Source organism: Oscillibacter sp. PEA192 (genome assembly GCF_003574015.1).
GTDB classification, from domain to species: Bacteria; Bacillota; Clostridia; order Oscillospirales; family Oscillospiraceae; genus Oscillibacter; species Oscillibacter welbionis.
Genome location: NZ_AP018532.1, coordinates 2,695,338 through 2,706,681, shown reverse-complemented (window position 1 = coordinate 2,706,681; position 11,344 = coordinate 2,695,338). Strand labels below are relative to the sequence as shown.

The following is an 11,344-nucleotide window of genomic DNA, read 5'->3' as shown; positions in this document are numbered from 1 at the left end:
TTTTCAGGAGGGGATGTCCAAATCCTCCATGGTCCGGTCCTCCACATAGGGATTCAGGTACTGGTTGACCAGCTCCAGAGTGGCGTCCGGGTCCAGATAGATGTAGGGGGAGCGCCACTCGTTGGGCAGAGTGGAGAAGGAGATCTTATCCACGCCCATGCTGATGGCCTCCTTCCCCAGCCAGGCCAGGTTCCCAAGGGACAGGTCCGTGTCCACATACTGCTGGAAGATCTTGGCGAACTCCCCCACCTTGTCCACGTTGGAGAGCGTCAGCGTCTGTTGAGCCACGGCTTTTAGGAAGTTCTGCTGGGTCTGCATCCGGCCGATGTCCTCGCTGCCGTAGCCGGAGCCGTCGTTGTTGTGGCGGAAGCGGACCACCTTCAGCGCCTCCGCACCGGAGAGATGCTGCATCCCGGCGGAGAAGTGGATGTGCAGGTCCTGGTAAGGATCGTCGTAATTCATGCTGATGGGGACTTCAAAGTCCACGCCGCCGATGGCATTCACCAGCGCGGCGAAGCCGTCCAGATCTACGGTTACCGTAAAATCCACTGGGATGCCCAGCTGCTGGGAGATGGTCTCGGCCAGCAGAGCGGTCCCGCCGGAGTTATAGGCGAAGTTGATCTTGTGGTTCTTTCCATTGATGACGGCCTTGGTGTCCCGGGGGATGCTGACACCATAGATGTAGTCGTTCTCTGCATCCACGGCCACCAGGATATTGGTGTCGCTGCCGCCATTGTGGTCATCCACGCCGGACACCAGAATGGTGTAGAAATAGGGCTTGCGCTCCAGATGGGCCGCCTGGGCCAGGACTTCTGCGTCCTGGGCGGTGTCTTCGGCGGAGACCTCCTCCGCTTCGTCGGGCCGGGTGGTTTCGGCGGGGACCTCAGGGGGACGGAAGAGACAGAAGTAGCCGGCATACAGTGCGGCGGCCACAAAGACCACGAGAAGCAGCAGTCTGCTCCAGCTGCGCCGTCTCCGGCGGGTTCTCTTTGCCATATTCAAAACGCTCCTTACAGCCGCGGCGGTGCCGCGGGGGTTTCTTTGGAAAAACTGGGTGAGAAGATTTACATAATACTCGTTGCAACATTATAAAACGGGAAGCGGAAAAACACAAGAGGAAAATGGCGTGCCGGAGCGCGGCACGCCATTTTTCAGGAATTCTCCGCATCTTCCCGGGTCTCCTCCGGAACCAGCTGCTGCAAGAGAGTCTTGATGTCAGCCAGCAATTGGTTCTGATAGGAGAGGGCGCATCGTATGTAATGGAGTGCCGGATCCAGGTCCTGGATGGGCTCCACGCCCTCCACCGGGTGAGGCCAGCGGCGGACGGGAGGCTCCGGGGTGGCCGGCACTGCGGCGACCGGGGGCTCCGGTGTGGACCGGGCCACGCGGCGGCAGCGGGATTGCTTTGCCATATCGATTCCTCCGTTGCGAGCTTTCTAAGACTAGTCTATGCGCATTTTATTCCCCGCGGTACTTTTTCCGGGTGGCGATGCCGCCGCGGATGTGTCGCTGGGCCTTGTTCACCTCCAGGACTTCCTTCACCTGCTGGTACAGCACCCGATTGAACTGGGGCAGCCGTTCGGAGATGTCCTTGTGCACTGTGGATTTGCTGATGCCGAATTTCTGTGCGGCGGCGCGGACCGTGGTCCGGTTTTCGATGATGTACTGAGCCAGCCGTTCGGCCCGCTCCTCCATGTTACCCTTCAAAACACAACACTCCCCGCCTCTTGTTGCTCCATCCTATGCGGGGAGAAAAAGGGATATGCGCGGACTGGGGCGGAGGGAAGAGAACCTCTTCTGTCTTTAGACGAAAAAGGGCCCGTCCGGGTTTTCCGGACGGGCCCGAGGGGGATTATTTTTTCAGCTTCTGGATCTTCTCCAGCCGGTTCAGGGCCTCGTTGAGGGTGTCGTCATTCTTGGCGAAGTGGAGGCGGATCAGGTGGTTCACCGGCTCCCGGAAGAAGCTGGAGCCGGGCACGGCCCCCACGCCCACCTCCCGGGCCAGGTTCTTGCAGAACTGCAGATCGCTCTCATAGCCGTACTCTCTGATGTCCAGCAGCACGTAGTAGGCGCCCTCCGGGTCATTGTGGGAGATGTGCAGGTCATCCAGCCCCTTGAGAAACAGGTCCTTCTTGTGGGTGTACTTGGCCAGCAGGTCGTCATAGTAGTCCTGGCCGAACTCCAGGCCGGGGATTACCGCCTCCTGCAGCGGCGCGGCGCAGCCCACCGTCAGAAAGTCGTGGACCTTCTTGGCCCGGTCGATGATCTCCTCCGGCGCGATGATGTATCCCAGCCGCCAGCCGGTGATGGAGTAGGTCTTGGACAGGGAGGAGCAGGACAGCGTCCGGTTCCACATCCCCGGCAGGGTGGCGAAGTAGGTGTGCCGGTGGGGGGCGTAGACGATGTGCTCATACACCTCATCGGTGATGACGTAGGTGTCGTATCTGGTGGCCATCTCCGCAATGGTCAGCAGCTCCTCCCGGGTGAAGACCCGGCCGCAGGGGTTGGAGGGGTTGCACAGCACCAGGGCCTTGGGACGTTGGCGGAAGGCAGCCTCCAGCTCGTCCACGTCGAAGGTGAAGGCGGGCGGGTGCAGTGGCACATAGATGGGCTCCGCCCCGGAGAGGATGGTGTCTGCCCCATAGTTCTCATAGAAGGGGGAGAAGACGATGACCTTGTCCCCGGGGTTGGCCGCGGTCATCATGGCGCACATCATAGCCTCGGTGGAGCCGCAGGTGGCCACGATTTCCTTGTCCGGGTCGATGGTGCGGCCCATATAGCGGGACTGCTTGCGGGCCAGGGCCTCTCGGAAGTTCTGGGCCCCCCAGGTGACGGAGTACTGATGGGGGCCCTCCCGGGCCACCTGGGCCAGCCGTTCCAGGATCGCCTGGGGCGGCTCGAAGTCGGGGAAGCCCTGGGACAGGTTCACCGCGCCGTACTTCAGGGAGACGCGGGTCATCCGCCGGATCACGGAATCGGTGAAACTGGCGGTGCGTTCAGAAAGAGGCTGGGGCATGGTCAAAATCACTCCTTAATTTGGAACAGTTGGGAAAAAGTCCTGCCAAAGCGCAATATTTTTATCAGTATAGCACGTCACGGGACAGCTGTCACCTCCGGAATCCGCAAAGGGGCGATACCTGATGTGAAAAAACGTTGGGAATTCCGGGGGGATGTGCTATAATAGATGAGAAAGGGGCACGGCCATGCACGTTGCATTTTCCGCTCTGCTGGCGGAGGGGCGGCCTTTTCTGGGGACCTTCATCCAGTCCGCTGCACCGGAGTTTGTGGAGGCCGCGGGCTACGCCGGGTTCCGGTTCTTGACCGTGGATCTGGAGCACACCTATTACGGCCCGGAGAAAACTGTGGAGATGGTCCGGGCCGGGGAAGCGGCGGACCTGTGCGTCCTGGCCTGCGCGACACCATCCTGATGTACCAAAAGTGCCGGGAGATTATGGGGCAGGTGCTGGAACCCGGAGCCATTTGATTTTCAAAGCAACATAACGATAGAAAGGAAGCTGCGAACATGAACGAGACATTGAAGGTTTTGAAGGAGCGCCGGAGCGTCCGCAAGTACAAGGCGGAGCAGATCAGGGACGAGGAGCTGAACGCCATTCTGGAGGCGGGCACCTGGGCGCCTTCCGCCAAGGGACTCCAGACCTCTGTCATGGTGGTGGTCCAGGACCCGGAGACCATTGCCTGGATGTCCAAGCTGAACGCGGAGATCCAGGGCAATCCCGGCACGGATCCCTTCTACGGTGCCCCCACCGTGGTGGTGGTTCTGGGGGACGGAGAGAAGCTGAACTGGCTGCAGGACGGCTCCCTGGTGATGGGAAACCTGATGACCGCTGCCGCGGCTTTGGGACTGGGCTCCTGCTGGATCAACCGGGCCATGGAGCTTTTTGACCGGCCGGAGGGCAAGGAACTGCTGAAGAAGTGGGGGCTGCCGGAGACCTACCGTGGTGTGGGCAACTGCATCCTGGGGTATGTGGAGGGGGACCTGCCCGCCCCCAAGCCCCGGAAGGACGGCTGGATCCTCCGCGTGTGACAGATACACAGGGCGGCGGGAGCATTCCCGCCGCCCTGCTGTTTTGCTGCGGTAGCCCTTGGCGAATCGTATGCAATCGCTTCATTTGGTGAAATCAACAGAGAGGCCTGTAGATATGATCGGCTTGTGATTGCGCTCAAAAAGATGAAAGTTCCCACTTGATTGTATCCATATCCACATAGGCATGTACTGGATTGCGTGGATCAAGATAAATAACGGGCTGCTGAAAATCAGTAGCCGGCTTTATCCATGACAAGAGGCTTTTGACTGTATAAGTCCGTCCGCCATAACAGTAGGAGCATTGAACGACCCACGGAGAGCATTGCCCGGGCCAGTTTACAAATGTCTTTGTGTTCCAGTTGATCCAAACTAGATGTCGAACGGATTGAATTTTTCCGACCACTGAAATGCCGTTTGTTTTTAGGTGCTTTCTGCGCTGCTCCTGCAGACCGCACCTCGCCAAACAAACAATACTGCCCAATAAAAGGATCGCCCCAATTGGGATAAAAGACCAATTGCAGCCGCCATTCACAGGGATGTCTGTGATATAAAAGAGCATCCCGAGGAAAACAAAAATGATTCCCATCAACCCAAATATAAAAGCGCATAAGGACCAGATCGTTTGGGGCTGGCGCATACAATCCCTCCTGATACACAGGCTCACTGGAAACACCCCTATTTTATCATACAGACCCATTTTTCACAAGGTCGGTTGGTGAAAGACGGAGTTCAGGCCATCACAACGGAGCTTGAAAAGGGAGCTGCGGACCTCCCCCCTTGCGTCGGCGGGGAAATTGCGATACACTGGACGGGAGAACACGAAGGCGCTGCCCCGGGAGACCGGAGGGGCGGCCGCCGTTTGGAAAGGAAGAACCACCATGCCAGATATCACTGCGGTAACCCATGCCCAGAACATCCGCTACGACCGGAAGGCGGAGGCCCTTTACATCATCGACCAGACCCTGCTGCCGGGGGAGGAGAAGGAGATCCGCCTCCAGACCATTGACGAGATGGTGGAGGCCATCCGGGCCCTGCGGGTGCGGGGGGCCCCGGCCATCGGCATCTGCGCCGCCTACTGCATGTATGTGCTGGCCAAGTCCATCCGGACCGAGGACCGTCCCACGTTTTTGAAGCGCCTCAGCGACTATGGCCAGCAGCTGGACGCGGCCCGTCCCACGGCGGTGAATCTGGGCTGGGCCATCCGGGAGATGATGCGCACCGCCTTGGAGCATGTCCACGATACCCGGGGCCAAATGCTGGACGCTTTGTACGAGCGGGCAGTAGCCATCCATGAGGACGACATCGCCAAATGCAGGGCCATCTCCGAATACGGTCTGAGTCTGCTGAAGGAGGGCGACGGCGTCCTGACACACTGTAATGCCGGGCCCCTTGCCACCTCCCGATACGGCACGGCCCAGGGCCCCTTCCTGCTGGCGGCGGAGCGAGGGATGCACATCCGGGTATTCGCCGACGAGACCCGCCCCCTGCTCCAGGGCGCCCGGCTCACCAGCTATGAGCTCCAGCGGGCCGGGGTGGACGTGACGCTGATCTGCGACAACATGGCCTCCATTGTCATGAAGAACGGCTGGGTCCAGGCCTGCTTCGTGGGCTGCGACCGGGTGGCCGCCAACGGCGACACCGCCAACAAGATCGGTACCTCCGGCGTGGCGATTCTGGCTAAGCACTACGGCATTCCCGTCTACGTGCTGGGCCCCACCTCCACGATTGATATGGCCTGCCCCGACGGGGACCACATCCCCATCGAGGAGCGGGACGGCGAGGAGATCAAGACCATGTGGTACGAAAAGCCCATGGCTCTGCCCGAGGTGAAGTGCTACAACCCCGCCTTCGATGTGACGGACCATGAGCTGATCGCCGGCATCGTCACGGAGAAGGGCATCTGCCGCCCGCCTTATACCAAGAGCCTGAAGGCGCTGTTTGACGACAAGAAGTGACAACAAAATGGAATATCTGACATCTACATTACAAGGAGGAATCAAAAATGGCCATCAAGGAATCCCCATCCGCCTCTATCGCGGCGGAAGAGAGCCAGATTGCAAAAGCTGTGCTGATGCCCGGCGACCCCCTGCGGGCCAAGTACGTGGCGGACCACTATCTGGAGGAGGTGGTGTGCTTCAACACCGTCCGGAACATGCTGGGCTACACCGGCACCTACAAGGGCAAGCGCATCTCCGTCATGGGCCACGGTATGGGCGTGCCCTCTATGGGTATTTACAGCTATGAGCTGTACCAATTCTTCGGTGTGGATACCATCATCCGCATCGGCTCCGCCGGCGGCATCGGGGATGATGTGAAGGTCCGGGATGTGGTCATCGCCCTGGGGGCCTCTACCAACTCCCACTTCGCCGACCAGTACCGGTTCCCCGGCCAGCTGTGCGCCACCGCCGACTTCCGGCTTCTCCGGGACGCGGTGGAGACGGCGGAGGCCATGGGCGTCCGGGCAGATGTGGGTCAGGTGTTCACGGCGGACCAGTTCTACAACGACAACTCCGACGCCGGGGCCATGTACCGGAAGTTCGGCATCCTGGCGCTGGAGATGGAGACGGCTGGCCTCTACTGGACGGCCCAGCGGCTGGGGAAGCGGGCGCTGTCCCTGCTGACCATCTCCGACCACATCTTTACCGGGGAGTCCCTCTCCGCCCAGGAGCGGCAGGACTCCTTCCACGAGATGATGGAGATCGCCCTGGAGACTGCCTGGAAGTCCCTGGAGGGCTGACATATGGCGCTGTTCGGAAAGCGTGAGAAGGCCTATGAGGTCTGGGGCGACAAACCCAGGTGGAAGGAAGCCCGGCAGCGGCTGAAGGATGCTGGCATCAAGGTCATGGAGACCGGTTTCTATGAGACGGAGGCGCCGGCGTGCGGCTGCGGCGCCAAGCTGGACCACCGGGACTTCGGCCCCAACGGGAAGATCGACCGGCTGACCTACTACATCTCCGTGAAGCCGGAGGACGTGGAGCGGGCGAAGGAGCTGCTGGCGGATCTGGTAAAGCCGGAGCACGTGGCGCCCCAGTAACCGAAACTGCAAAAGATAAGGACCCGCTGGGGCGTGTGCCCCGGCGGGTCCTTCTTCTGCAAAAAACGTTTTGACAGGACAGGCAAAGTTTTAATTTAGAGCAGTGCGGGCCCCTTCGTCTGAGAGCCGTCCGATAGAGGCGGCCGCACAGTTCTCTGCGCTGCTTCCGGAACGGTTCGGCCTGCCTGGGAATGCCTCAGCTCACTCCGCTGTCAGATCGTACACCACGCCGCCCACAGAGATGGAGGCCATGTCCTCCATGGGGAGGACCTCAGAGAACACCTCGCCCTTGGAGCAGACAGTGACGCCATCCTCCGGGCCGATGCTGCCGCCGGCGTTAGACAGGTCGATCACCGTGCCGTCGGTGAGGGTCAGCAGGATTTCCACGTTTTCGAAGTACCGCTGTGTGGTGAGGCGGTCCTCTTCGCTTTGCCGGCCGCTGCCGGAGTTGCTCCACACCACCTCGCTGTCCACGGTGTAGTCCACCTTGTAGGCCACGGGAGAGAGGGTGATGGAGTCGATGGTGAAGGTCATGCCGTCCTGGGTGAAGGTCTCGCCGCCGCTCAGGGTGACGGAGCTGTCCTCGTAGGTCATCTCAAACTTGAGCCTCCACTTGCCCTCGATGATGGGTACGGCCTCGCCGGCCTCCTCGTCCCACTTGTAGAGGTTCTCGAACACACCGGTGGCGGTGCAGTCGTTGATGGGCTTGTCGGCGCTGACCGTCTCCACCATCTGGATGGAGCTGGCTGCGGGATCCTCCACCACAAAATAGCTGCTGCCGTGGCTTCCGCCCAGAATGCTCAGGTCCGTGCCGTTGCCGTGGACCAGCAGCATTTCGCCTGTGATGTCCTCCGGCAGCAGGCGGGTACCGTCGTCCCGACTGATGGTGTAGACGATAACGGCATTATACGCATCGCCCATGACGGCGTCGGCGGTGACGGTGACGCCGTTGTCCGTGTCGCTGGCGCCCACGGGATAGCCGATCTTGTCGATGATCTCCGTCTGAGCGGGTGCCCCGCCGAAGAGGGGAGAGAAGACCTCCGCAGCGGACCGCAGGATGCCGGTGGCGCCGGCGGTGCCCACTGCCAGCACCAGCACCGCCGCAGCGGCGATCAGGGCTATCCGGCGGACGGGGCGGCGGGCGGGCCGGGTCTGCTTCCGCGCCGCCTCCGCGGCCCGGCGGGCGATGGCGGCCTTTTCCTCCTCTGTAAAGTGCAGGCTGTTCAGGGACTCCTGATATTCAAACGGGCTGTTCATAGCCATATCCTCCCAAAAGTTCTTTCAGCTTCGTCCGTCCCCGGGCCAGCCGGGTGTGGACGGTTGCGGTGGGGATGCCCAGGATTTGACCGATCTCGGCAGCCTGGTAACCCTCGTAATAGAACAGGTAAATGACGGCCCGGTAGTGGGGCGGCAGCTGATTTACCGCCTCCAGCACAGACCCGTCGCCCGCCTGGGGGGCGGGGACCTCCAGTCCGACGTCCAGGGATTGGGACCGCTGCCGCCAGGGGCTTTTCAGCAGGTCCTTGCAGGCGTTGGCCGCCATCCGCAGGATGTAGGCCCGCTCGTGCTCCGGGCTCTTAAACTCCCGGGGCTCCATCAGCAGCTTCACGAAGACCGTCTGGCAGATATCCTGGGCATCGTGGGTGTTTTTCAGATAGGTGTAACTGAGGCGGAGGATCGCGTCGGCGTATGTGTTGGCCAGCCGCTCCGCCTGTTCCATATCGTCCATGTATCTCAACTCCTTTGGAGCGCTCTCACCCAGGATACGATCCGGCGGGGAAAAAACTTTCAGGGAGGGGAAAGTTTTTTTCAGGGCAGGAAAAAGCGGCCCCTGGGGCCGCTTGGATCCGGTTTTATTCTCCCACGATTAAAGCAATCAGCTCCACGGGTTCCGTGCCCCGGTTCTCCAGGCCGTGGACCTCGCCGTAGCCGGTGGCGCAGATGTCGCCGGGGCGGACCACGATCTCCTTGCCATTGTCGTTGAACACGCCCTCGCCCTTGATGATGTAGTAAAACTCGGTCTCATGGTCGTGGGGGTGGTCGCCGATGGAGCAGCCTGGGTCCACGGTGACGTGGGCGAACAGGCGGCCGTGGTTATAGAGGCCCTCCTTGTCCGTCAGGTCCTTCATGTGGATGAGGCCCTTGCCGTTCTGGACGCAGGCATCCCGACGGGGGCACTTGTCGGATGGGGTGAACATGGCAGTCTCTCCTTTTTATTGATCTGCCGGTGGTCTTGCAGAGCCCCGGCGAAGATGATACCATCATAGCAGAGGCAAAGGGGAATGTCCAGCCGGGAAATCTCCGGCGGCGGGCGGCTTTTTTGCGAAAAAGGCTTGACTGTCAAGTCCCTTGATACTTTATCCTGAGGCCAAAGGAGGCGGTATCATTGACCAGCAAGGAGATGGAGGCCCGGTCCGGCGTGCCCCGGGCCAATATCCGCTACTACGAGGCGGAGGGGCTGCTGGCCCCCGCCCGGTCCGGTAACGGCTACCGGGATTACAGCGAGGAGGACCTGCGGACCCTGGAGAAGATCAAGCTGCTGCGGCGGCTGGGGGTAACCATCGAGGCGCTTCGGGCCTTGCGGGACGGCAGGGCGGAACTTTCTGCCGTGCTGGACCGGCGACTGGCGGAGGTGGGCGGCGAACAGGCCGCCCTGGGCCGGGTGGAGCGGGTCTGCGGCGACCTGCGGCGGACCGGCACCACATTCACCGGCCTGGACCCGGGGAGGTACCTGGCGGACCTGGACGCCCCGGCCCTGCCGGGGGAGGGCGGCCCCTGGTGGGAGAAGGCATCTGCTTCGGCCCTGCCGGAGACGGACCGGCTGCCTACGGTGTGCAGCGCCTCCCGGCGGCTGTTCGCCCGAATGTTCGATGAGATGCTGGTGCGGATGCTGCTGGTGGCGGGACTATGCCTGCTGGGGTATAACCCGACTCGGGCCGCACTGGCTATCAGTTTCGCGGGGGTGGTCCTGCTGGGTGTTTTGGAACCTCTGTCCCTGCATCTCTGGGGCACCACGCCGGGCAAGGCCCTGTTGGGGATGCGGCTGGCTGGAATGGATGGAAAAAACCTCCCATACAGCGAGGGCGTGACCCGCTATCTCATGATGCTATGGATGGGATTGGGCTTTTATATCCCCATACTGTCTCTTGTGATGATCCTCCGATCTGCTTGGCGGTGCTGGAAAGAGGAGCCCCAGCCCTGGGACGACGGGGTGGCCTACACCGCAAAGCCCTTCCGGCTCCGATACGCCGCATCGCTGATCCTGACGGTACTCCTGGTGCTGATAGTGGGAGAGGCTGTCAACAGCTGGTCCCAGCTGCCGCCCAACAGAGGGGATCTGACTGTGGCGGAGTTCGCGGAGAACTACAACCGCCAGGCGGAATATCTGGACTTTGGCGGCAGGGCCTATCTGGATGAAGACGGCCAGTGGCAGGAAAAGCCGGAGGATGGCAGCCAGATCATCTCCCTGGAAGACCTGATGGATGTGAACCCCTGGGACGATGCCAAGGCGTTCCACTACACGGTGGAGGACGGCCATGTCACAGCGGTCACCATGTCCGGAACCTTCCAAAATACCACAGCTATGTGGGTGGAAACACCTGACAGCTATGTGCCCCAAATCGTGACGGCCCTGGTCTGGGGGCGCAGGGAGGCGCCTTTCTGGTCTCTCTCCCGGCAGGCCCAGCTGCGGGAGCAGGAGGAGGCGGACTGGGAGCGGGGCTTCACCCTTCATCAGCCGGGGGTAATCATCACGGCAGAGGTGGAGCAGACAGGCTTTTGTTACTTCCAAGGCATGGGCTGGCAGCCGGTGGAGGAGGGCAACCGCCTCTCCTTCACCTACACCGTGGCCCTGGACAACGGATGACCGGAAGCAAAACGGCACGGCGCGGAGATCTCTCCGTACCGTGCCGTTAATCCTGGGCAAACAGGGCGTTGTAGTCCACTTTCAACGCCTCGGCCAGCTTGTCGATCTCAAAAATGGAAGTGGAGCGGTAGCCCGTCTCGATGTGGCCCAGCATGGTCTCCGTGATATCGCAGCCGTTGGTCTGCAGCTGGGCGGCCAGCTGCTTCTGGGAAAGGCCGCGGAGCTTCCGGTAGTATTTCACTTTCGCGCCGATGTTGCGGGTCAGAGGGGTACTTCTTTTCATTGCCATACTCCATAGAATCATGGGTTTTCTTTAAATGATAAAAGGAGCATTTGTCGGAAATCCTCTATCTATGAAGAAAATTTCATTTTTAGGGCTGGAAATGTCAGGGCGGGAACA

15 protein-coding genes are annotated in these 11,344 nt (G+C 61.0%); 6 read left to right on the top strand and 9 right to left on the bottom strand.

Annotated features, from left to right (window positions below; all coding sequences use genetic code 11):
- Nucleotides 1-3: 3 nt before the first annotated feature.
- The 4 genes from DN611_RS13485 to DN611_RS13470 form a co-directional block, all read right to left on the bottom strand.
- Entirely contained in the window at nucleotides 4-996 is a 993-nt protein-coding gene (locus DN611_RS13485) for an LCP family protein (protein WP_021748169.1), read from the bottom strand.
- Between the two features lie 155 nt (nucleotides 997-1,151).
- Nucleotides 1,152-1,412, bottom strand: a complete 261-nt coding sequence (locus DN611_RS13480) for a hypothetical protein (protein WP_021748168.1) — start codon at nucleotides 1,410-1,412, stop codon at nucleotides 1,152-1,154.
- A 46-nt stretch (nucleotides 1,413-1,458) separates the two neighbouring features.
- The gene (gene spoIIID / locus DN611_RS13475; RefSeq protein WP_025545171.1) at nucleotides 1,459-1,707 is read right to left on the bottom strand and encodes a sporulation transcriptional regulator SpoIIID; all 249 of its coding nucleotides are present in this window, start codon (nucleotides 1,705-1,707) and stop codon (nucleotides 1,459-1,461) included.
- 145 nt (nucleotides 1,708-1,852) lie between these two features.
- Entirely contained in the window at nucleotides 1,853-3,016 is a 1,164-nt protein-coding gene (locus DN611_RS13470) for a pyridoxal phosphate-dependent aminotransferase (protein WP_021748166.1), read from the bottom strand.
- 187 nt (nucleotides 3,017-3,203) lie between these two features.
- On the opposite strand from DN611_RS13470, the gene DN611_RS13465 reads away from it, so the two are divergent.
- Together DN611_RS13465 and DN611_RS13460 are read left to right on the top strand one after the other, a co-directional pair.
- Nucleotides 3,204-3,428 carry a hypothetical protein gene (locus DN611_RS13465; protein ID WP_021748165.1) on the top strand — a complete coding sequence of 75 codons (225 nt, stop codon included), beginning with the start codon at nucleotides 3,204-3,206 and terminating at the stop codon, nucleotides 3,426-3,428.
- Nucleotides 3,429-3,523: 95 nt separating this feature from the next.
- A complete protein-coding gene (locus tag DN611_RS13460) occupies nucleotides 3,524-4,045 on the top strand; it encodes a nitroreductase family protein (RefSeq protein WP_021748164.1) in 522 nt (173 codons plus the stop codon).
- Nucleotides 4,046-4,181: 136 nt separating this feature from the next.
- On the opposite strand, the gene DN611_RS13455 is transcribed toward DN611_RS13460, so the two are convergent.
- A complete protein-coding gene (locus tag DN611_RS13455) occupies nucleotides 4,182-4,682 on the bottom strand; it encodes a hypothetical protein (protein WP_119311607.1) in 501 nt (166 codons plus the stop codon).
- Nucleotides 4,683-4,923: 241 nt separating this feature from the next.
- Here DN611_RS13455 and mtnA point away from each other — a divergent pair, with 241 nt between their 5' ends.
- The 3 genes from mtnA to DN611_RS13440 are packed head-to-tail and all read left to right on the top strand — an operon-like array spanning nucleotide 4,924 to nucleotide 7,079.
- Nucleotides 4,924-6,000: an S-methyl-5-thioribose-1-phosphate isomerase gene (gene mtnA / locus DN611_RS13450; protein WP_119311606.1), complete on the top strand. Its 1,077-nt coding sequence runs from the start codon at nucleotides 4,924-4,926 to the stop codon at nucleotides 5,998-6,000.
- Between the two features lie 47 nt (nucleotides 6,001-6,047).
- Entirely contained in the window at nucleotides 6,048-6,782 is a 735-nt protein-coding gene (deoD, locus tag DN611_RS13445; RefSeq protein ID WP_119311605.1) for a purine-nucleoside phosphorylase, read from the top strand.
- 3 nt (nucleotides 6,783-6,785) lie between these two features.
- Nucleotides 6,786-7,079, top strand: a complete 294-nt coding sequence (locus DN611_RS13440; RefSeq protein WP_021748160.1) for a hypothetical protein — start codon at nucleotides 6,786-6,788, stop codon at nucleotides 7,077-7,079.
- Between the two features lie 201 nt (nucleotides 7,080-7,280).
- On the opposite strand, the gene DN611_RS13435 is transcribed toward DN611_RS13440, so the two are convergent.
- The 3 genes from DN611_RS13435 to DN611_RS13425 all read right to left on the bottom strand — a co-directional run bounded on the left by DN611_RS13435 (nucleotide 7,281) and on the right by DN611_RS13425 (nucleotide 9,277).
- Nucleotides 7,281-8,336 (bottom strand): DUF4179 domain-containing protein, encoded by a 1,056-nt coding sequence (locus DN611_RS13435; RefSeq protein ID WP_160117441.1) that lies wholly within the window; start codon nucleotides 8,334-8,336, stop codon nucleotides 7,281-7,283.
- Nucleotides 8,320-8,808: an RNA polymerase sigma factor gene (locus DN611_RS13430; protein WP_119311603.1), complete on the bottom strand. Its 489-nt coding sequence runs from the start codon at nucleotides 8,806-8,808 to the stop codon at nucleotides 8,320-8,322. The genes DN611_RS13435 and DN611_RS13430 overlap by 17 nt, the downstream gene beginning before the upstream one ends.
- A gap of 124 nt (nucleotides 8,809-8,932) precedes the next feature.
- Complete coding sequence (locus DN611_RS13425; RefSeq protein WP_021748157.1) at nucleotides 8,933-9,277, bottom strand: cupin domain-containing protein; 345 nt, start codon at nucleotides 9,275-9,277, stop codon at nucleotides 8,933-8,935.
- A 188-nt stretch (nucleotides 9,278-9,465) separates the two neighbouring features.
- Here DN611_RS13425 and DN611_RS13420 point away from each other — a divergent pair, with 188 nt between their 5' ends.
- Nucleotides 9,466-10,944 carry a MerR family transcriptional regulator gene (locus tag DN611_RS13420; protein WP_051319954.1) on the top strand — a complete coding sequence of 493 codons (1,479 nt, stop codon included), beginning with the start codon at nucleotides 9,466-9,468 and terminating at the stop codon, nucleotides 10,942-10,944.
- Between the two features lie 46 nt (nucleotides 10,945-10,990).
- Here DN611_RS13420 and DN611_RS13415 read toward each other — a convergent pair whose 3' ends face one another.
- Nucleotides 10,991-11,227 carry a helix-turn-helix domain-containing protein gene (locus DN611_RS13415; RefSeq protein ID WP_025544054.1) on the bottom strand — a complete coding sequence of 79 codons (237 nt, stop codon included), beginning with the start codon at nucleotides 11,225-11,227 and terminating at the stop codon, nucleotides 10,991-10,993.
- Nucleotides 11,228-11,344 lie beyond the last annotated feature (117 nt).

Excerpts from the sequence above, each read along its gene's own strand:
- DN611_RS13460 (WP_021748164.1), top strand. The coding sequence starts at position 3,524 with ATGAACGAGACATTGAAGGTTTTGAAGGAGCGCCGGAGCGTCCGCAAG.
- DN611_RS13470 (WP_021748166.1), bottom strand. The coding sequence starts at position 3,016 with ATGCCCCAGCCTCTTTCTGAACGCACCGCCAGTTTCACCGATTCCGTG.
- deoD (WP_119311605.1), top strand. The coding sequence starts at position 6,048 with ATGGCCATCAAGGAATCCCCATCCGCCTCTATCGCGGCGGAAGAGAGC.
- DN611_RS13425 (WP_021748157.1), bottom strand. The coding sequence starts at position 9,277 with ATGTTCACCCCATCCGACAAGTGCCCCCGTCGGGATGCCTGCGTCCAG.
- DN611_RS13480 (WP_021748168.1), bottom strand. The coding sequence starts at position 1,412 with ATGGCAAAGCAATCCCGCTGCCGCCGCGTGGCCCGGTCCACACCGGAG.
- DN611_RS13465 (WP_021748165.1), top strand. The coding sequence starts at position 3,204 with ATGCACGTTGCATTTTCCGCTCTGCTGGCGGAGGGGCGGCCTTTTCTG.
- DN611_RS13415 (WP_025544054.1), bottom strand. The coding sequence starts at position 11,227 with ATGAAAAGAAGTACCCCTCTGACCCGCAACATCGGCGCGAAAGTGAAA.
- DN611_RS13435 (WP_160117441.1), bottom strand. The coding sequence starts at position 8,336 with ATGAACAGCCCGTTTGAATATCAGGAGTCCCTGAACAGCCTGCACTTT.
- DN611_RS13455 (WP_119311607.1), bottom strand. The coding sequence starts at position 4,682 with ATGCGCCAGCCCCAAACGATCTGGTCCTTATGCGCTTTTATATTTGGG.
- DN611_RS13485 (WP_021748169.1), bottom strand. The coding sequence starts at position 996 with ATGGCAAAGAGAACCCGCCGGAGACGGCGCAGCTGGAGCAGACTGCTG.
- DN611_RS13430 (WP_119311603.1), bottom strand. The coding sequence starts at position 8,808 with ATGGACGATATGGAACAGGCGGAGCGGCTGGCCAACACATACGCCGAC.
- DN611_RS13440 (WP_021748160.1), top strand. The coding sequence starts at position 6,786 with ATGGCGCTGTTCGGAAAGCGTGAGAAGGCCTATGAGGTCTGGGGCGAC.
- mtnA (WP_119311606.1), top strand. The coding sequence starts at position 4,924 with ATGCCAGATATCACTGCGGTAACCCATGCCCAGAACATCCGCTACGAC.